13 protein-coding genes are annotated in these 19,415 nt (G+C 63.3%); 7 read left to right on the forward strand and 6 right to left on the reverse strand.

From position 1 onward, the window contains the following. The first annotated feature begins 62 nt into the window (after positions 1-62). On the forward strand, positions 63-968 hold the full coding sequence (locus PT282_RS00735) for a class C sortase (RefSeq protein ID WP_277167687.1): 906 nt from the start codon (positions 63-65) through the stop codon (positions 966-968). Positions 969-1,240: 272 nt separating this feature from the next. Here PT282_RS00735 and PT282_RS00740 read toward each other — a convergent pair whose 3' ends face one another. The 5 genes from PT282_RS00740 to PT282_RS00760 all read right to left on the reverse strand — a co-directional run bounded on the left by PT282_RS00740 (position 1,241) and on the right by PT282_RS00760 (position 7,179). Beyond that, a complete protein-coding gene (locus tag PT282_RS00740; protein WP_277167688.1) occupies positions 1,241-2,530 on the reverse strand; it encodes a ribonucleotide-diphosphate reductase subunit beta in 1,290 nt (429 codons plus the stop codon). A gap of 167 nt (positions 2,531-2,697) precedes the next feature. Beyond that, entirely contained in the window at positions 2,698-4,857 is a 2,160-nt protein-coding gene (nrdE, locus tag PT282_RS00745; RefSeq protein ID WP_277167719.1) for a class 1b ribonucleoside-diphosphate reductase subunit alpha, read from the reverse strand. 175 nt (positions 4,858-5,032) lie between these two features. Next, positions 5,033-5,503, reverse strand: coding sequence for a class Ib ribonucleoside-diphosphate reductase assembly flavoprotein NrdI (gene nrdI / locus PT282_RS00750; RefSeq protein WP_277167720.1), 471 nt, complete (start codon positions 5,501-5,503; stop codon positions 5,033-5,035). 193 nt (positions 5,504-5,696) lie between these two features. After that, the gene (nrdH, locus tag PT282_RS00755) at positions 5,697-5,969 is read right to left on the reverse strand and encodes a glutaredoxin-like protein NrdH (RefSeq protein WP_277167689.1); all 273 of its coding nucleotides are present in this window, start codon (positions 5,967-5,969) and stop codon (positions 5,697-5,699) included. A gap of 301 nt (positions 5,970-6,270) precedes the next feature. Continuing rightward, the gene (locus PT282_RS00760; protein ID WP_277167690.1) at positions 6,271-7,179 is read right to left on the reverse strand and encodes a TetR/AcrR family transcriptional regulator; all 909 of its coding nucleotides are present in this window, start codon (positions 7,177-7,179) and stop codon (positions 6,271-6,273) included. 208 nt (positions 7,180-7,387) lie between these two features. Between PT282_RS00760 and PT282_RS00765 the strand changes: the two genes are divergently transcribed. After that, the gene (locus PT282_RS00765) at positions 7,388-9,229 is read left to right on the forward strand and encodes an MFS transporter (RefSeq protein ID WP_277167691.1); all 1,842 of its coding nucleotides are present in this window, start codon (positions 7,388-7,390) and stop codon (positions 9,227-9,229) included. 1,312 nt (positions 9,230-10,541) lie between these two features. Beyond that, positions 10,542-12,173 carry an MDR family MFS transporter gene (locus PT282_RS00770; protein WP_277167692.1) on the forward strand — a complete coding sequence of 544 codons (1,632 nt, stop codon included), beginning with the start codon at positions 10,542-10,544 and terminating at the stop codon, positions 12,171-12,173. Positions 12,174-12,533: 360 nt separating this feature from the next. Here PT282_RS00770 and PT282_RS00775 read toward each other — a convergent pair whose 3' ends face one another. Continuing rightward, a complete protein-coding gene (locus PT282_RS00775; protein WP_277167693.1) occupies positions 12,534-13,691 on the reverse strand; it encodes an ATP-binding protein in 1,158 nt (385 codons plus the stop codon). Positions 13,692-14,246: 555 nt separating this feature from the next. Here PT282_RS00775 and PT282_RS00780 point away from each other — a divergent pair. The 4 genes from PT282_RS00780 (at position 14,247) to PT282_RS00795 (ending at position 19,362) form a co-directional block, all read left to right on the forward strand. Then, on the forward strand, positions 14,247-14,816 hold the full coding sequence (locus tag PT282_RS00780) for a helix-turn-helix domain-containing protein (protein ID WP_277167694.1): 570 nt from the start codon (positions 14,247-14,249) through the stop codon (positions 14,814-14,816). 554 nt (positions 14,817-15,370) lie between these two features. Then, entirely contained in the window at positions 15,371-17,275 is a 1,905-nt protein-coding gene (gene dnaK / locus PT282_RS00785; protein WP_277167695.1) for a molecular chaperone DnaK, read from the forward strand. Positions 17,276-17,469: 194 nt separating this feature from the next. Continuing rightward, positions 17,470-18,189, forward strand: coding sequence for a nucleotide exchange factor GrpE (gene grpE, locus PT282_RS00790; RefSeq protein ID WP_277167721.1), 720 nt, complete (start codon positions 17,470-17,472; stop codon positions 18,187-18,189). Between the two features lie 129 nt (positions 18,190-18,318). Then, entirely contained in the window at positions 18,319-19,362 is a 1,044-nt protein-coding gene (locus tag PT282_RS00795) for a DnaJ C-terminal domain-containing protein (RefSeq protein WP_277167696.1), read from the forward strand. Positions 19,363-19,415: the final 53 nt, after the last annotated feature.

Below are 19,415 nucleotides of genomic sequence, written 5' to 3' on the forward strand. Positions count from 1 at the left end.
AAGCGCTTCTCGATCCCAGCCAGGATCGGGTCGACGGCAAACGCAGGGCTGTCATTTATATTGTGGACACGCTCATCGCCGTTTTCATGGTGGCGCTGATCGTCTCCATCTGCTGGTTCCCGGCCCATTGGGCCTACGACATGTACCAGGAGAACGATGCGATTGAGGCGTCCGTCGACCGCATCTCGCACTGGCCGCAGGGCAAGGTGGCCGACGAATACCACCGCGCCCAGGCCTACAACCAGCGCATCGCCGACTCCGGGCAGCCGGAGCTGGGCGAGTTCACTGATCCGTTCGACCCGGACGGCGCCGCCGGCAAGCCCCTGAGCGAGAAGGACGCCGAATACCGGTCGCTGCTCGACACCGGCGACGGGGTGATGGGCACCATCCGCATCCCCAAGATCTCGGTGAAGCTGCCGATCGGGCACGGCACCTCCGACGCGGTTCTGAAGCACGGGGCCGGGCATCTTTACGGCACGAGCCTGCCGGTGGGCGGGCCGTCCACCAACTCCGTGCTCAGCGGGCACCGCGGCCTCACCAGCGCGCTGCTCTTCACCAGGCTCGACGAACTGCGCAAGGGCGACATCTTCTACGTGCAGACCCTCGGGCGCACCATGGGCTACCGCGTGATCGACATCAACGTCATCAAGCCGGAGGACACGCATCTCTACAAGGTGGTGCCCGGCAAGGACCTCGTCACGCTGATGACCTGCACGCCCTACGGCGTCAACACCCATCGCCTGATCATCACCGGCACGCGCCAGCCGATTCCGGACCCGATACCCAACCCCGACGAGGCGCGCGGCGACGGCCTCTTCTACGGGGTGCTGCTCACGTTCGCCGGGCTCGTGCTCGGCCTGCCCGCCGTGCGGCTGAGCCACCGCCGCCCATGGGAGATACGCCACGCCCTAGCGAGCCAGCGCCCTCCGCGTCTCCGCCGTCGCGACCTGCCCCGCAAGGATGCGTAAGGGCGGGTTGCCGGGTTGCTGGCCGTTGGCCGCTTGCTGCGAGCCACGGTGCTGATACGCATAAAACTGAGTTGACAGGCATAAATACGTACTTGATACGCGTAAAAATACTTGAAAATACGCGCATCCGTCTTATCAATGACGGATGCGCGTACTTTTTAGTGCATTGTTTTCCTGGCTTCCAGAGACAGATAATGCGAGAATCCGTCTCTAAGGATTGACGGATTCTCGTGTTTTTTGTTGGTGCCGTTGGACCGGATTATGGAACGAGATCAGAAGTCCCAGTCGTCGTCGCTGGTTTCCTCGGCCTTGTTGGCGGCGGTGGCGCCCGTTGAGGAGGAAGTTGCCGACGAGGCCGAAGAACCTGCCGAGCCGAAGCCCGAACGTGTGCCGGCGCCCGCGCCGGCGGCGAGCGGGCCGCCGGACTTCAGGGCCGCGTCGAGCGAGTCCATGTCGTTGAGCTCGTCGGTGACGGCCGGGTTCGGCTGGCTGATCTCGGCGGGGAAGAGGGCCGGGTAGCCCAGGTAGGAGAGGGCCTTGTTGGCGTTGTAGCTCAGGAACTTCTCGATGTCGTCCTCGAGGCCGATTTCGCCGTAGGGCAGCTCGTAGCCGAAGTCCTCCTCGGCGAAGTAGAGGTTGTTGGCCAGGTCGTAGACATACTGGCGCATCTCCTCGCGGGTGTCGTCGCCGAGCGTGGCCAGGCTGCGCTGGTAGACGGAGCCGAGGTAGGAGCTGGACGTGACGATGTCGCGGTTGACCAGGCGGACGAGGTCGGCGGACTTCGCCAGCGTGCCGCGGCTGGAAAGCCACATCGGCAGGTAGAAGCCGGACTCCGCCAGCAGCACCTCGGCCAGCACCGCCGCCGCAAGTCGCTTGAGCGCGGCGATGTCGTAGGTTTGGGTGGAGCTCGTGGCTGAGTCAACGGCCGAGTCCACAGCCGAGTTCAGGTCGGCGGCCGGGCCGGCGTCTGAGCCGGAACCAGCCTGTGAAGTGTCGCCGTTCTCGCTGTTGGAAGTCGTCGTGTTCTCGGGCTGGTCGTCCGAGGTGGTGGCCGTGGTGTTTGCTGTTGCCGCATACACTTGGCTGAGCAGCCCCAGCTTCTCCTGCATCGCCTCGCTCCGCTGTGCCCACTCGAATGCCGGACCGGTGGCTTCGTTTCCGCCGATGGCGGCGATGAGCGTGGAGTATGCCTTGGTGTGCATGGCCTCGCCGAATGCGATGGCCGTCAGCGCGGCCTGCCCCAAGCCGCCGTCCGCACCGTCGGAACCGGTCCTGCCGTCCGTGCTGCCCGCGTTGGCTGTACCGCCGGCAGCATTGCCCGCATCGGCCATGAGCGCGCCGGTCGCGGTGGTGGCCTGCAGCGATTCGAGCGTGGCCAGGGCCGCGAAGATGCGGGTGAGCGCGAGTCGCTCGGTGTCGCCCAGATTGGCGATGTCGTCGGCGTCGTCGGCGAGCGAGACCTGCTCGGGCGTCCACAGGTTCGCGGTCATGGTGGCGAAGACGTCGCGGCCCGTGTCGGCGCCCGCCCCGCCGAGGTTCCAGTTCATTGCGGTGAAAGTCATGAAAGTTCCTTTGCAAAAGAGTCGATTACCCATCAGTATCGCACTGCTGACGAATCAGTCCGCCGGGTTCGCCCTGAACGGAAGTCTCCCCGCGCCCGATACGCGGATGCCCGCCAAAAGAGCGAATCCATTGGCGGGCATCCGGTCAACCGAGCAATCGGCGGCGATCAGAGCATGCAGCTGACGCAGCCCTCGACCTCGGTGCCCTCAAGCGCCTGCTGGCGGATGCGGATGTAGTAGAGGGTCTTGATGCCCTTGCGCCAGGCGTAGATCTGCGCCTTGTTGAGCTCGCGCGTGGTCACGCCGGCGGGGAAGAACAGGGTCAGTGAAAGCCCCTGGTCGACGTGCTGCGTGGCCTCGGCGTAGGTGTCGACGATCTTCTTCCAGCCGATCTCGTAGGCATCCTCAAAGTACTCGAGGTTGTCGTTGGTCATGTACGGCGCCGGATAGTAGACGCGGCCGACCTTGCCTTCCTTGCGGATCTCGATCTTCGAGGCAATCGGGTGGATCGAGGAGGTGGAGTGGTTGATGTAGGAGATCGAGCCGGTCGGCGGGACGGCCTGCAGGTAGGCGTTGTAGATGCCATCCTTCAGGATCTCGTCGCGCAGGGTCTCCCAGTCGGCCACGGTCGGGATGTGGATGCCGAAGCGCTCGAAGAGGTCCTTGACCGCCTGGGTCTTGGGCTCGAGCGAGCGGCTGCCGTCGGTGTACTTGTCGAAGTAGTTGCCCTGGCCGGCGGCCTTGGCATAGTCGGACTTCTCGAAGCCGGCGAAGGCGTGCTTGCGCTCCACGGCGATGGCGTGGCTGGCCTTGTAGGCGTTGTAGGCCACGGTCATGAAGTACATGTCGGTGAAGTCCAGCGCTTCTTCCGAGCCGTAGAACATGTGCTCGCGGGCGAGGAAGCCGTGCAGGTTCATCTGGCCCAGGCCGATGGCGTGGCTCTCCTCGTTGCCGCGCTTGATGGACGGCACGGAGTCGACGTGGGTCTGGTCGGAAACGGAAGTCAGGGCGCGGATCGCGGTCTGCACCGGCTCGGCTAGACCGCCGTCCATCGCCTTCGCGATGTTCAGGGAGCCGAGGTTGCAGGAGATGTCCTTGCCGACGTGGTCGTAGCTCAGGTCGTCGTTGTAGGTCGACGGCTCCTGCACCTGCAGGATCTCGGAGCAGAGGTTCGACATCGTCACGCGGCCGTCGATCGGGTTGGCCTTGTTGACCGTGTCCTCGAAGAGGATGTAGGGGTAGCCGGACTCGAACTGCACCTCGCCGAGGGTCATGAAGAACTCGCGGGCGTCGATGTAGGTCTTGTGGATGCGCTCGTCGTGCAGCATCTCGTCGTAGTGCTCGGTCACCGAGATGTCGGCGAAGGGCTTGCCGTAGACGCGCTCGACGTCGTAGGGGGAGAAGAGGGCCATCTTCTCCTTGCGCTTGGCCAGCTCGAAGGTGACGTCGGGGATGACGACGCCCAGCGACAGGGACTTGATGCGGGTTTTCTCGTCGGCGTTCTCGCGCTTGGTGTCGAGGAAGCGCAGGATGTCGGGGTGGTGCGCGTTGAGGTAGACCGCGCCGGCGCCCTGGCGCGCGCCCAGCTGGTTGGCGTAGGAGAAGGAGTCCTCCAGGAGCTTCATGACCGGCACGACGCCGCTGGACTGGTGCTCGATGTGCTTGATCGGGGCGCCCTGCTCACGCAGGTTGGTCAGCAGCAGGGCCACGCCGCCGCCGCGCTTCGAGAGCTGCAGGGCGGAGTTGATGCCGCGCGAGATGGACTCCATGTTGTCCTCGATGCGCACGAGGAAGCAGGAGACGGGCTCGCCGCGCTGGGCCTTGCCCAGGTTCAGGAAGGTCGGGGTGGCGGGCTGGAAGCGGCCGGAGAGGATCTCGTCGACGTAGCTGATCGCGGCCTTCTCGTCGCCGGCGGCCAGCTCGAGCGCCACGGCGGCGCAGCGCTGGGCGAAGTCCTCGAGGTACTGCTTGCCGTCGAAGGTCTTCAGCGCGTAGGAGCGGTAGAACTTGAAGGCGCCCAGGAAGGTCTCGAACTCGAAGCCGAAGTCCTCCACGTGCTTATAGAAGGAGTCGAGGAACTCGGGGGTGTACTTCTCGAAGACGGCCTTCTCGTAGTAGAGGTTGTCCTCGAGGTACTTGATGCGCTCGGCGGTGGAGCCGAACTTCATCATGTTCTGCGCGACGTGGCCGTTGACGTAGGCGCGCTCGGCCTCCTTGTCCTTGTCGAACTGGATCTTGCCGTCCTCGTCGTAGAGGTTGAGCATGGCATTGAGCGAATGGTAGTCGTGCTCCGGGTCGAAACCGGTGTCTTCGACGGTGTTGTCCATGCTCAGCGCGGAATCGTTGAGTCCCATATGTGGGTGTCCTTTCGGTGTGTTGTCGGCGGCTGGGCCGCGTCTGGTAATGATGAATGGAAATCTGACGCTCACAAAAGTGAGAGATACAAAAACAAAATGGCGGAATCCCAACGCGGGACTCTTTGTATCGTCGACTTTTGTGAGTCTAGTTTTGGTTATTCAGGAAGAAATCCCTCACGCCCTCGCGCACCTGGCGCTGGTCGTCCTGGGTGCCCAGAAGTTCGAAATTATACATGAACGGCACATGGCACTTCTTGGAGATCACGTCGCCGGCCGCGCAGTAGGCGGTGGCGAAGTTCCTGTTGCCGGAGCTGATGACGCCGCGGATGAAGCTGCGGTTCTTGTGGCCGTTGAGGAACTTGCGGATCTGGGGGAGCAGCGCCTTGGCGATGTTGCCGCCGCCGTAGGTCGGCACGATGAGCACGTAGGGCTCGCGCACCTGCAGTGGCTCCTCCTTCGGCCGCAGCGGGATGCGGTAGACGTTGATGCCTTCGTCGGGGAAGCCGCAGGCTTCGATGAAGCGCGCCGTGTTGTTCGAGACCGACGAGAAGTAGACCACGGCTCCGATGTGCTTCGCGCCTTCGGGCACTGCGGCCTCCGGCTTGCTCGGCACCACGCATTCGTCGTCGAATGGTTTGCCCGCTGCGGTTTGCGCTGTGGCGTTTTCGGTGTTCGCGTCCGCCATCATCGCCTTCTCTCTGCTCGTCGTCTTTTCGGTGTTCTCGGTCTGGTTCATCGTCTCGTTCGTGGCCGTCTCGCTGCCTGCCGCCTGCTGGTCCGTCACCCGCTGGTTCGTCGCTTGTCGCGCGTCAGGCGAGGACGGTCTGCTGGGCCGTCTTGGCGGTTGCGGCCGCGGGATTCGCCGCGAGCTGCTTGATGAGGTCGGGGCGGTAGCCGCTCCACGAGGCGTCGGGCGTGATGACGACCGGGGCCTGGCGGAAGCCGGCGTCGGTGATCTGCTCGAGGGTGGACGGGTTCTCGGTCAGGTCGACGACGTCGAAGGCGATGCCCTGGCGCTTGAGCTGGCGCTTGGTCGCCTCGCACTGCGGGCAGCGTGGCTTGGTGAAAACGGTAACGGTCATCGTAACCTCCGAACTGGTGTCTTGTAAGCTTTCAAGAGATTAGGTTACATGCTTGTAGTTCCAAACCAAACCCCAACTTCTAGTAGCGTGTCGCGTCGGCAACCACTAGATGTAGTGGCTGGCCTATATGAGGGCAAGCGGCTCAACGGGTGTCGCAAGGTGGGCTTTCGCGCGACGGTTTTGGCCATGTAAGCTATCTCACATTATCGAGGTGCCTGGCGGGGCGCGGATGTGAATCGATGTGGATGAAAGTGGGTTCGCCTGTGGATGGAGCGGTGCCGGTTCGGGGTCTCTCGCGTCCTTACTTCCGGTCGGCGCGCAGCTCCTCGACGATGGCGGTGGTGGCGCGGGCGATGTCGTCGATCGTGGCGTTCTGCTCCCGCTTGTCCTTTCCTTCGGCGCCGAGCAGCCGCATGCCACTGGTCACCAGGCCCTCGGTCAGCGCGATGCCGGCCTTCGGGCGTTCGGGGCACAGCCGCTTCCACGCGGCGACGATGGGGGCGTTGACGCGCTGGTGGAGGCTCGGCTGGTCCGGGTTGAGCGAGGGCGCCGCGTCCACCGGCACCTCGTGGCCGCAGAAGGGGTCGGTCACCGTCTTCGCCTGGGTCGGTGCCTTCGTCCGCACCGCCGTGCTCGCGGGGCTCGTGGCTGAGGTCGAAGTCGCCTTGCCGCGCCCGGTGCCCTGACGGCCGATTCTTTGTGCGTTGCCGGATCGTGCCGAATCGATGCCGGGGTGGGCGGAACCGTCTCGCGTGCTCCCGCCGTTCTTGCCGTTCCTATCGCCGGTATCCGAGGCGCCGGCACCCGTGCCTTCGCCGCCCCGCCAGAGGTCGTCGTCCTCGCCATAGGATTCGGCGTCGCTCAGCGGGATCTTGGCCATCCAATCGTGGCCCTGCAATATGGACTGCTCGAGGTTGATGCGCACCCAGGCGACCACGGTCTCGGCCGGGTCGGTGATCCCGCCCAGCCCCTGCTCGAGCGCCTCGACCCACTGGGGCATGTGCCGCGCCATCAGCTGCCGGCGCAGGTCCTTCATGTCGTGCACGTAGCGGTAGATCGAGTTGCGCGCGATGCCGGCGCCGCGGCTGACGTTGGCCGGGGTGAGGGCCTCGTCGCCCTGCTCGCGCATGATCGTCTCCGCCGAGTCGAGCAGGGCGTTCATGGTGTGGCGGCGGTGTTCCTCAAGATTGGCTTCGCTGATGCGTGGCATATCGTCCTCTCGACTGTTTGCTGCGTTGGCGCTGCCGGGTGTGGTGGCGTGCGAACGGCCCGTTGACTTGCATCTTCCATAGTAACGACGTATAGTCACACAAGGTTTGAGACAGCGTGTCGCAAAAATAAGCACGCACCGGCCGACTGCCTGGAAAGGGCGGCGGATGTCTCGTTTCGATCGCATAAGCGCAGCACGGGAAGTGAAGATGAACCAACAACACAACGGCCGGCCCGACGCCGGCCAGCAAGCAGGCCGTCCGGGCGTCGCATCGCCCGCCTCCGGCACTGGCACCGCACAGGGCGCGGCCCCGCATACCGCCGCTTCCGTCACGGCCCCTCGCGCGGAGGCGAAACCGCCGTGGAACGCGCTCTGGGTGCTGGCACTGGCCCTGGCGATGATCGTGCTCGACGGCTCCATCGTCAACGTCTCGATCCCGGTGATGATCCGCGAGATCGGGCTCAACCTCACTGACGCGCAATGGGTCACCTCGCTCTATAACATCATCCTCGCCGCGCTGCTGCTGCCCTTCGGCAAGCTGGGCGACATGAAGGGCCGCAAGATGACCCTGCAGGTGGGCGTGGTCGTCTTCGTGGCGGGCTCGGCGCTCGCGGCCTCCTCCAACGGCGCGGCGCTGCTGCTGACCGCCCGCGCGGTGCAGGCCGTCGGCGGCGCGTTGGTGATGCCCTCCACGCTCTCCATCGTCTCCGCCTCGTTCCGCGGCAAGAACCGCGCGATCGCGTTCGGCGTGTGGGGCTCGGTGATGAGCGCCGCGGCCGCCATCGGGCCGTTCCTGGGAGGCCTCTTCACCCAGACCATCGGCTGGCGCTGGATCTTCCTGGTCAACGTGCCGCTGGGGCTCATCGTCTTCGTCTCCTCCATATTCTTCGTGCCCAAGACCGGCGGCAAAGCCGGGGCATCCGCCATGGGCGCCGCCGCGCAGCGACTGGCCGCGGCCGATTCGCGCGGTGCTGTTGCCGGGGCGGCTGGCTCCAGTGCCAGTTCCGCCAAGCGCGACGGCTTCGACCCGCTGGGCGTCGTGCTCTCCGCGCTGGGTTCGGCGTTCCTGCTCTTCGGCCTCATCGAGGGCCAGACCTACGGCTGGTGGCGCCCCAAGGGCGACTTCGGCATCGGCGGCTTCAAGTGGGGCGCGGGCTGGCCGGTCTCGGTCATCCCGATCTGCATCGTGCTCGGCGTCGTGTTCTTCGCGCTGTTCATCGGCGCCGAGACCGGCCGTGCCCGCCGCGGGCTGCCGGTGATGCTCGACTTGACGCTCTTCAGGATCCCCACCTTCGCGATGGGCAACATCGCCGCGGGCGCCATCCAGGCCGGCGAATTCGCCATCATGTTCGTCCTGCCGCTCTACCTGATCAACGTGCGCGGCATCGACATGATCCCCACCGGCGCGCTGCTGGCCACCATGGGCCTCGGCGCCATCGTTTCCGGTGGGCTGGCCCGGCCCGTGACCGCGAAGATCGGCGCGGCGCACACCGTGCAGTTCGGTCTGATCGTCGAGATCATGGCCGTGGCGCTGCTCATGGTGATGATGCGGCCCGACCTGCCGGTGGCCTGGATGCTGGTGCCGTTCGTGCTCTACGGCCTCGGCCTCGGCTTCGCCGCCGCGCAGCTCACCAGCCTGGTGCTCTCCGAGGTGCCCGTGGCCCAGTCCGGCGAGGGGTCGGCCACGCAGTCCACCATCCGCCAGCTCGGCACCGGCATCGGCGCGGCGCTCGCGGGCCTGGTGCTCTCCGTGATGCTCGGCCGCTTCACACCCAGCGCGCTCTCCGGCGTGCGCGGCCTGCCCAGCCAGCTGGTCGACGGACTCACCACCTCGCTCGACGCCTCGGCCGGCTCGGCCATCGTCGGCATCCGCGCCCAGGGCACGACCGGCAAGCTCGGTCCGCTCGGCCCCAAGGTGGTCGACGCGATGTCGTCGGCCTTCACCAGCTCTGCGAAGTGGACGCTGCTCGCCGCCATCGTGATGCTCGCCATCGGCCTCGTCGCCTCGATCTGGGTGGCGCGCGCCGCCAGGCGTGACCGGGTCGAATAGGGGAGTGATGCCGGAAGTCGGCACACACTAACTCGAGATACAAAAAACGAAGGGCGGAAAATGGCCCTTCGTTTTTTGTTTCGCCACTTAGTGTGTGCGAAGCGCCGGCCATCCCGTTTCGCGCCTATGCTCGTGGCGAATCGATTGCGCTTCGGGCTGATTCTCCGTCCTCGATTCGTGAGGTTCGAAGCGCATCTACCGTCCCTTTGATTCCTTTTCAGGATGACCTGGTCTGATGGTTTTCAACGCCTTGTAATGCTTGTCGTTCCGCCATTATTGGGCACGCGAATCTTTGAGGTCTCGTGAATTGGGCAGAACGGAAACACTTCTCTGGCAACGGCGATATGGCGAATGTCACACCGAATCCTCTTGCGTCGATGTGGTCGCAACCGATAACCTGCAACGGTAAAGAAATTCAAGGCCGTCGTCAAGACTGTGGCCGGTATCGCGTCAATGGTGATTTCCTCGCTGTGCGCGGTGCCGGTTTTTCATATCCCCCTCAATGGGTGTGACGGCCAGAACGCGTCCCATGGAGCCATGCGCCCATGAGCCATGCCGGCCCCGTGTGGGCCATGACCGACCGCGCCATCCGCGCGCCACATCGCTATCCGCGGCAGGGCCCCACCCTGTGCGCCAGCGATAGCCGTCAGTTGCTCGATAGCCACTCGCGTTGTGCGGGCCATCGCCAATCGGTTTGGCGACGGGCTTCGCGACGAACTCGGCAAGAGACTGTGCTTGGCGATCAAGCGACTTCGGCAACAGACCGGATTCGGCGATTGGTCGGATTCGGCAGTGGACCGGTTCGAAGGCTGGTTTGTTGGCTGAGCTGAAATTGGTCAGCCTGGCAACGGACCAGGCTTAGTGATCGATTGGCTTGGTGGCACCGAGTTTGGTGATTGACTGACTCGGCAACAGGCCGGATCCGGTGATTGGTCCTGCCGATTGATTCGGCTGGTCGTTTCGGATGGCTGATCCGATAGGTCAGGTTCGGCAACCGCTCCGGCAACAGGCCGGACCCGATGGCCGGCTAAGCAAGAATCGGTCAGACAAGCCGATTGTCCGCCAACCGCGCGCCACGTCGAATAGCCAAAATCTGGCCGTCGGTGGCGTCACGCGTTCTGGTGCCAATCCCCAGGTGCCCCAAATGGGTGCTCCGGAATAGGCGTCCCGATGGGCGCTGTCCCAAACGGGTGCCCCGAACAGGTGCCCCAATGGGCGCCGCCCAAGCGGGCGACCCGATAAGCGAACCGGGAAATGGGATACACACAGCGAGACACAGGGCGGCCTCCCTTCTAACGTGCAAAGGATTCACATGTCAACGACTGCTGTTCAAGCGACATTCACGCCGCCCGCCATGCACCATGCCGAGGCCGTCGGCGCCGCCAAGCAAGCGCGGCAGGACGGCCCGTCGAAGCGCGACGTGACGCTCGTCTTCATCGGCCTGATGGTCACCATGCTCATGTCCTCGCTGAGCCAGACCGTGCTCTCCACCGCCATGCCGACCATCGTCGGCGATCTCGGCGGCGTCGACCGCATGACCTGGGTCGTCACCGGCTACGGGCTCGCGCTCACCGTCATGATGCCGGTCTACGGCCGCATCAGCGACCTCTTCGGCCGCAAGCCGCTGCTTCTGATCGCCATCGCGCTGTTCATGTGCGGCTCCGCGGTGGGCGGCCTGGCCGGCAGCATGAACCTGCTGGTCACCGCCCGCGTCATCCAGGGTCTCGGCGGCGGCGGCCTCATGATCCTCTCCCAGTCAGCCATCGCCGACGTGGTGCCCGCCCGCGAGCGCGGCAAGTACATGGGCGTGATGGGCGCGGTCTTCGCGGTCTCCTCGGTGGCCGGCCCCCTGATCGGCGGCTGGCTCACCAGCGGCCCGGGCTGGCGCTGGGCCTTCTGGGTCAACCTTCCGCTGGGCGTCCTGGCGCTCGCGGCGGTCTCCATCTTCCTGCACCTGCCCAAGCCGAGCCGTGAGAACCAGTCGCACATCGACTACCTCGGCATGGCCCTGATCGCCGCGATCACCGTCATCGTCGTGCTGGTCTGCACCAACGCCAGCAAGCCGCACACCTGGAACTGGGCCGAGGTCATCGTCTCGCTCGTCGTCCTCGTCGCCGCCTTCATCGCCGTGGAGCTCAAGGTCAAGGAACCGGTCATGCCGATGAACCTCTTCCGCAACTCCAACTTCGACGTCGCCACGCTCGGCGCCCTGCTGATCGGCGTGGCCATGTTCGGCGTGCTGAGCTACCTGCCGACCTACATCCAGATGACCACCGGCGTCACCGCCACCCAGGCCGGCCTGCTGATGTCGCCGATGATGGCCTCCGTGCTCGTCACCTCGATCGTCTCCGGCAACCTCGTCTCGAGGACCGGCAAGTACAAGGCGTTCCCGATCGTCGGCACCGCCATCATGGCCGTGGGCCTGGTGCTGCTCTCCACGCTGAAGGCGGATTCGCCGGTCTGGATGCTCTGCGTCTACACGGTGGTCTTCGGCTTGGGCCTGGGCCTCGGCCAGCAGATCCTCATGCTCATCGTCCAGGACGCCTTCCCGGCCTCGATCGTCGGCACCGCGACCGCCTCGTTCAACTACTTCAAGCAGGTCGGCGCCACCATCGGCACGGCCATCGTCGGCGGCATCTTCACCTCGCGCCTCACCGGTTTCGTGCACGACAACCTCGCCGCCGCGATGAGGCACATGGCCGCCAGCGGTGTGGCCGGCAACAAGGGTATGGACGCCATGATGGGCGCCGCGCACCTGAGCGCCAGCAACCTCACCCCCAGCGGCGTCAACGCCCTGCCCGAGATGCTGCGCACCCCGATCGTCGACGCCTACAACAGCGCCCTGCTGCCCATCTTCCTGTGGATGGTGCCGTTCATGGCCGCCGCCGTGCTCGTCTTCTTCTTCGTGCGCCAGAAGGAGCTCTCCACCACCATCGAGCGGTGATCCGGACGATATCATCGGTTAGCGGCGCTCGCACTTTGGTGTGGTTGCCAAACACGATTCTGCGGTGTTCTGCCGATTCAGCTTCGGCAACCCGTCTAAAGTGCGGGCGCGCGCACCCAAAAGGTGGTATTTAAAAAAGGAATGGCCATTTTCCGCGCTTCCGATTTTAAATACCCCCCATTTGGGTGTGCCGGTGTTGGTAGAGACTCACAAAAGTCATCGATAGAAAAATAAAATGGCGGATTTCCAACAAAATCTTTTTCTATCGTCGACTTTCGTGAGTCATATTTCCTTACTCCATAGGAATGAATGCGGTGCGGAAGCGGCACGATGATGTCGTCGCGGATTCATACCGAGTCGTTATCTCAGCAAATAATCCTTGGCCGACATAAACCGGCCATTGGGGGTGCGGTAGCTTGATTTGCCGCGATAAACGACCTGGCGTTGCTCGATCGGTATATCGAGATCGCGTCCGACGGTTTTTAGATGGCGGAAGAAATCGTCTTTCGGTGTGATGCCTGACTTGATTTCGATGAGTTGCGGCTTCAGGGAGTCGGTCATATCCATCAAATCGACCTCAACGCCGTTGGAATCGCGGTAGAAATAGAGCCGTGATTCGCTGTTGGCGTTGAATCCGCGTTTGAGCGTCTCTTCGACGATGAGGTTTTCGAACACGGCTCCGCGCTTGGGGTGGCGGATCAGTGCGTCAACGCTGCGGATGCCGAGCAAATAGCACAGCAGGCCGGTGTCGTAGAAGTAGAGTTTCGGCGTTTTCGTAAGTCGCTTGCGTGCGTTCGAGAAATATGGGGGCAGCAGAAACACGATATAACTGGCTGCGAGAACGGTCAACCACTCATTGATGGTCTCACGCCGTAGCTCCATATCCCGAGCCAGTTTTGAGGCGTTGAGCAGCTCTCCGGAATTCTGCGCGCAGAGTTTGAGGAAATTTTGGAACGTGGTGAGGTTGCGTACGGGCAGTAGCGTCGAGATGTCGCGTTGCAGATAGGTGTCGATGTAACTGCGGAAGTACACGTCTTCGGGAATGCCGGCATCGTAGATACGCGGATAGCCGCCTCGGAACATGAATTGGTCGACAGAGAAGTCGGGGTATGCGCCTTGGGTCTCTCGATAGCTCAGCGGCAGCAGCGTCAGAATTCCCACTCGGCCGGCCAATGACTCAGTAATATTCTTGTTCATCAGAAAATTCTGTGAGCCGGAGATGAGGTATTGCCCCGTTTCATGTCGTTCGTCGCTTATGGCTTGCATTTCTGGGAACAGGTCAGGTGCGAACTGCATTTCGTCGATGAATGAGTGCTTCGGTTGTAGTTCCATGAAGCCCGCAGGGTCGTTATTGGCCAGATTGCTTAGTTTTGAAGTCTCAAGATTCAGGTAGGTGTAATCGGGAAAGGCGTTGCGTAATAATGTCGATTTGCCGCTTTGACGTGGTCCCATGACAGAGACGATAGGGAACCATGTTGCCATTTGTCTGGCATGGTCGCTGAGTTCGCGCGGGATCATAAAGGACCTGATTTCAAGTTATGCAAATTGACGGTTTCGTTTTATGATAATTGACGGTTTCAAGTTATGCAAATTGACGGTTTCGTTTTATGTAATTTGTCGGTTACAAGTTATGAGGATTGATTAATTCAGTTTATGCAGATTGCCGGTTTCAACTTATGCAATCTGTCGGTTAGCTTTGTTTGCTTGCAGCTGTTACGGCGCCAAAATCGTTGGAATTCCGCCGTGTCAAAGACTTTTGGCAGGGCTTTTCGTGTTCTGGCTTGGAGCGTCCGGGCGCGTCGGGTTACGTTGAGATTGTCGGAATGATTGCTGGCGGAATCGACGGCAAGCGTTGGCCGAACGCGTCGAATCACTTCGCGGTTGCCGTGGCCGTTGATTGCCGTTTGGGCAGTTCAGTGGAACGGGGTCGGGGTGACCCGGGATCCGGGCGGTGCGTGCCCGGATTATGTGGTTCGTTTCGCGAGGCGGGTCGTACGGCTTGCCTGCGGCGACTCGGAGTAGTTTGGTAATGGCGAATTCCTGTTGCAAAACGGAGTGAGGAAAGGCGAGGCGATGGTGGTCGAGATGAAGTTGGGCGGGCAGATCCGTGAGCATCGCGAGGCGATGGGTCTCTCGCAGGACGACCTGGCCGGCAGGCTCTTCGTCTCCCGCCAGACGGTTTCGAACTGGGAGACCGGCCACACCTACCCGGACGTGCAGAACCTCCTGCTCCTCGGCAATCTTTTCGACATCACACTGGACGAGTTGGTCAAGGGGGATGTGGAGAAGATGGATGAGGAGATTAGGCGCAACAGACGCAGGATTCTGTTTTTGGTGGTTGTTCAATGGGCGTTGGTCGTATTCCTCACCGCTTATGTCTTCTTCGATTCCTATACGCATGGAAGGTATTGGAAGCCGTATTGGAGCATGGTCGTCATTCCGGTGGGCCTTATTTGCATTGGTGTCGGAGTGTATTCCGAGAAGTTGCAGAAAAAGGCGGATATCGCGACGTTCAGGGAGTTGCTGTCCTATATTTCCGGCAAGCCGGTGGACCGCACCCATCGCAACAGCATCTTGTCGCTTGCCGCTGGCGTGCTCGTAGCCGTCATTGTGCTTGGAATCGATATCTGGCTGGGTTGGTGAAAGAGGTCGTTTGTCGATGTCTGGATTGCGTCCTGACTGTTAAAGAACGGGCTCTTATGACTGCTAAGGTTCCGTTTCTGCACTGGACCGTGTTGTTTCGGTGGCGAAACGGACTCTGGTTGTTGCTTAGGTCCCGTTTCTTCACTGAGGGATGGCTTGGGTCCTGTTTCTTCACTGGAACCGATGCTTACTGTTGAGAAACGGGTTCTGGCGGCCGCTAAGGTCCTGTTTTGTCACTGGATTGTGCGGTTGCTGTTGAGAAACGGGTTCTAAGTGCGGCTTAGGTCCCGTTTCTTCACTGGACGCTGATTTGGTGCGCTGGTTATTGGTCTCTGTAGGAGGCGATTGCGAAACCTGAGTCAAAAAGGCTCAGGTTTTTTCTTGAATTCGGGAATAGAACTTGAGATTAAAAGTTGAGTATAGTAGGCTCAGGTTTTGGAACGTGTAGCAGGTGCGAACCTGGATGCGGGCCGCGGGCGACGAAGCGAACGCCGCGCAGCGGTGCCGGACCCGAGCGAACAGATGTGAACGAACGAATACAAGGAGAAACGAATATGGGACGTGCAGTAGGAATTGATTTGGGCACCACGAACTCTTGCATCGCGACGCTCGAGGGCGGCGAGCCCACGGTCATCGTGAACGCCGAGGGCGCCCGCACCACCCCGTCGGTGGTCGCGTTCAGCAAGTCCGGCGAGATACTCGTCGGCGAGGTCGCCAAGCGCCAGGCGGTCACCAACGTCGACCGCACCATCAGCTCGGTCAAGCGCCACATGGGCACCGATTGGTCGGTGGACATCGACGGCAAGAAGTGGACCCCGCAGGAGATCTCCGCGCAGGTGCTGATGAAGCTCAAGCGCGACGCCGAGGCCTATCTGGGCGAGCCGGTGACCGATGCGGTCATCACCTGCCCCGCATACTTCAACGACGCACAGCGCCAGGCCACCAAGGACGCGGGCAAGATCGCGGGCCTGAACGTGCTGCGCATCATCAACGAGCCCACGGCCGCGGCATTGGCTTACGGCCTTGAGAAGGGCAAGGAAGACGAGCGCATCCTGGTCTTCGACCTCGGCGGCGGCACCTTCGATGTGTCCCTGCTGGAGATCGGCAAGGACGACGACGGCTTTGCCACCATCCAGGTGCAGGCCACCAACGGCGACAACAAGCTCGGCGGCGACGATTGGGACCAGAAGGTCATCGACTGGCTCGTCGGCGAGGTCAAGAACAAGTACGGCGTCGACCTCTCGAAGGACAAGATCGCGCTGCAGCGCCTGAAGGAAGCCGCTGAGCAGGCCAAGAAGGAGCTCTCCAGCTCCACCGAGACCTCGATCTCGATGCAGTATCTGGCCATGACCCCCGACGGCACGCCCGTGCACCTCGACGAGACCCTGACCCGCGCGCACTTCGAGGAGATGACTTCCGACCTGCTCAACCGTTGCCGCACGCCGTTCAACAACGTGCTGCACGACGCGAACATTTCCGTCTCCGACATCGACCACGTGGTCCTCGTCGGCGGCTCCACCCGCATGCCCGCCGTGAAGGACCTGGTCAAGGAGCTCACCGGTGGCAAGGCCGCGAGCCAGTCCGTCAACCCGGACGAGGTCGTGGCGGTCGGCGCCGCGGTGCAGTCCGGCGTCATCAAGGGCGACCGCAAGGACGTCCTCTTGATCGACGTCACCCCGCTTTCCTTGGGCATCGAGACCAAGGGCGGCATCATGACCAAGCTCATCGACCGCAACACCGCCATCCCGACCAAGCGCAGCGAGGTCTTCTCCACGGCCGAGGACAACCAGCCCTCCGTGCTGATCCAGGTCTATCAGGGCGAGCGCGAGTTCGCCCGTGACAACAAGCCGCTGGGCACCTTCGAGCTGACCGGCATCGCGCCGGCGCCGCGTGGCGTCCCGCAGATCGAGGTCACCTTCGACATCGACGCCAACGGCATCGTGCACGTCTCCGCCAAGGACAAGGGCACCGGCAAGGAGCAGTCCATGACCATCACCGGCGGATCCGCCCTGCCGAAGGACGAGATCGACCGCATGGTCAAGGAAGCCGAAGCCCACGAGGCCGACGACAAGAAGCGCAAGGAGGAGGCCGAGACGCGCAACACCGCCGAGTCCTTCGCCTACCAGATGGAGAAGATGGTCAACGACAACAAGGCCAAGCTCTCCGACGACGTGGCCAAGGAGGTCACCGACGACGTCAACGCGCTCAAGGAGGCCCTGAAGGGCGACGACATCGACAAGATCAAGGCCGCCCAGGAGAAGCTGACCACCTCTTCGCAGAAGATCGGCCAGGCCCTCTACGCTCAGCAGGGCGCCGAAGGTGCCGCCGGAGCCCAGGGTGCCGCCGGTGCCGCGGGCGCGGGCAGCGCGAACGCCTCCGGCTCCTCCTCGTCCGATGACGACGACGTGGTGGATGCCGAGGTCGTGGACGATGACGACGACAAGAAGGACAACAAGTAATCGTGTCCGGGTTCGATAAGGACGCCTATCTCAAGGACCTGCCGGATCCCGACGAGGCATGGCTCCGCTCCTTTGGCGGGGTCCATGCCTCGGACGCCGGATCCGGCGGTCCCGCCGGTGGCAGCGGGCATGGCGCCCCGGTCGGGCCCGAGCGATCCAAGGCCGGCGATACCGGCAAGAAGGCGGGTGAAACCATGAGCTCCGAAGAAGCCAGGAACGAGGACGACGAAGCGAAGCGGGCCGCGCGGGACGCCGCAGCCTCGGCCGCCGGTAATGACGGCGACGCCGCTGAGGCCGCTGGTGCCGATGCCGCGAACAATGGTGCCGGTGCTGGTACCGACGCCGGTTCGAACGCCGCGGACGGCAAGGCCGATGCGAGCGTTGACGGCGGCGATAACGCTGGCGACGCTAACGCGGATACGGATGCGGACGCAGACGCTGCGGACGGCAAGGACGGCGAGGGCGACGGCAACAAGCTGACGCCGCTCGGCCAGGCCAAGAAGGAAGCCGCCGACTACCTCGAGGCGCTCCAGCGCGAGCGCGCCGAGTTCGTCAACTTCCGCAACCGCTCCAAGAAGGAACAGGAGATCTTCCGCCAGCACGGCATCATCGACGTGCTGACTGCGCTGCTCCCGGCGCTCGACGACATCGACCGCATCCGCGAGCACAGCGAGATGGACGATTCGTTCACCGCCGTGGCCACGAAGATCGACAAGGCCTTCGAGAAGTTCGGCGTCGAGAAGTTCGGCGAGAAGGGCGAGACCTTCGATCCGACCAAGCACGAGGCCATCCTCCACAAGCCGGACGCGAACGCGACCGAGGAGACCGTCGACACGGTGGTGGAGGCCGGCTACCGCATCGGCGAGCGCGTCATCCGCGCGGCCCGCGTGGTGGTGGCGTCTCCGCAGGCCTAGCGGGGTTCCGCATATGCCGTTGGTGCGGCTCCCCGCTGGTCGGAGGGCCGCACTTATTGGTATCGGGCGTGAGAACGGCGGCGCCCGGCGGAACAGCACAGGCTGAGCCCCAAAAGGAGGGCAGTGATTATGGCCGAGAATGAATGGCTGAACAAGGATTTCTACAAGGTGCTCGGCATCTCGAAGGATGCCAGCGATCAGGAGATCACCAAGGCTTACCGCAAGCTCGCGCGTAAGTACCATCCGGACCTCAACAAGACGAAAGAGGCAGAGGAGAAGTTCAAGGACATCTCCGAGGCCTACGACGTGCTCAACAACAAGGAAGAGCGCAAGAAGTACGACGCCATCCGCCAGTTCGCCGGTGGCGGGGCGCGCTTCGCCGGCGGCAGCGGGCAGGGCGGATTCGGCGGGGGAGCCTCCGACTTCTCCGACATCTTCGGCTCGATGTTCGGCGGCGGTGCCGGCGGCCCGGGCAACGTCCACTTCTCGACCTCGGGCGGCGGGCCGAGCAACCTCAACGACATCTTCTCGATGTTCGGCAACGCGGCGGGCCAGGGCGCCGGCGGCTATGCCGGTGCCGGCGCGCCGTTCGGCGGCATGGGCGGCGGGTCCAGCACCTACCGTGAGCCGCCGAAGCCCAGGCGCGGCGAGGACCGCAACTCGAAGATCACGCTGACGTTCCGACAGGCGGTCAAGGGCGCCACGGTCTCGCTGAAGGCCGGCGGGCGCAAGTTCAAGACCCGCATCCCGGCAGGCGTGAAGACCGGCCAGAAGATCCGACTGCCCGGCAAGGGGCGCACCGGCATCGACGGCGGCGCGAACGGCGACATGTACCTGCACATCACCGTCCGTGACGACCCGAAGTTCTCGATGGAGGGCCACGACATCGTGATGCCGCTGCCGATCACCATCGGCCAGGCGGTGTCGGGAGCGCGCGTGAAGGCGCGTGACTTCGACGGTGACGAGGTGACGTTCAAGGTGCCGGCCGGCACGTCGAGTGGCACCGAGGTGCGCGTCGGCGGCAAGGGCGTTCCCGGCCACGACGGCGACTTGGTCGGCCGTGTCGAGATTCGCGTGCCGTCCAAGCCCACCATGGCGCAGAAGCGTGACGCCAAGGAATTCGACAAGAGCGCCGGCGAGTACGTCGACGAGGTGGCGAAAGAGCGGCTGTGACCGCCTGACGGCTGTCGCTTGTCGATTGTGGTGTCAGCTGTCAGCCGGACCGG

It is taken from the genome of Bifidobacterium sp. ESL0763, assembly GCF_029433395.1.
Lineage (GTDB): Bacteria > Actinomycetota > Actinomycetes > Actinomycetales > Bifidobacteriaceae > Bifidobacterium.

What these genes read in the sequence shown, in the direction of transcription:
- PT282_RS00760 (WP_277167690.1), bottom strand. Translation starts at nt 7,179, where the DNA reads ATGCCACGCATCAGCGAAGCCAATCTTGAGGAACACCGCCGCCACACC.
- grpE (WP_277167721.1), top strand. Translation starts at nt 17,470, where the DNA reads ATGAGCTCCGAAGAAGCCAGGAACGAGGACGACGAAGCGAAGCGGGCC.
- PT282_RS00795 (WP_277167696.1), top strand. Translation starts at nt 18,319, where the DNA reads ATGGCCGAGAATGAATGGCTGAACAAGGATTTCTACAAGGTGCTCGGC.
- nrdH (WP_277167689.1), bottom strand. Translation starts at nt 5,969, where the DNA reads ATGACCGTTACCGTTTTCACCAAGCCACGCTGCCCGCAGTGCGAGGCG.
- PT282_RS00740 (WP_277167688.1), bottom strand. Translation starts at nt 2,530, where the DNA reads ATGACTTTCACCGCAATGAACTGGAACCTCGGCGGGGCGGGCGCCGAC.
- nrdE (WP_277167719.1), bottom strand. Translation starts at nt 4,857, where the DNA reads ATGGACAACACCGTCGAAGACACCGGTTTCGACCCGGAGCACGACTAC.
- dnaK (WP_277167695.1), top strand. Translation starts at nt 15,371, where the DNA reads ATGGGACGTGCAGTAGGAATTGATTTGGGCACCACGAACTCTTGCATC.
- PT282_RS00780 (WP_277167694.1), top strand. Translation starts at nt 14,247, where the DNA reads ATGGTGGTCGAGATGAAGTTGGGCGGGCAGATCCGTGAGCATCGCGAG.
- PT282_RS00765 (WP_277167691.1), top strand. Translation starts at nt 7,388, where the DNA reads ATGAACCAACAACACAACGGCCGGCCCGACGCCGGCCAGCAAGCAGGC.
- PT282_RS00770 (WP_277167692.1), top strand. Translation starts at nt 10,542, where the DNA reads ATGTCAACGACTGCTGTTCAAGCGACATTCACGCCGCCCGCCATGCAC.
- PT282_RS00775 (WP_277167693.1), bottom strand. Translation starts at nt 13,691, where the DNA reads ATGATCCCGCGCGAACTCAGCGACCATGCCAGACAAATGGCAACATGG.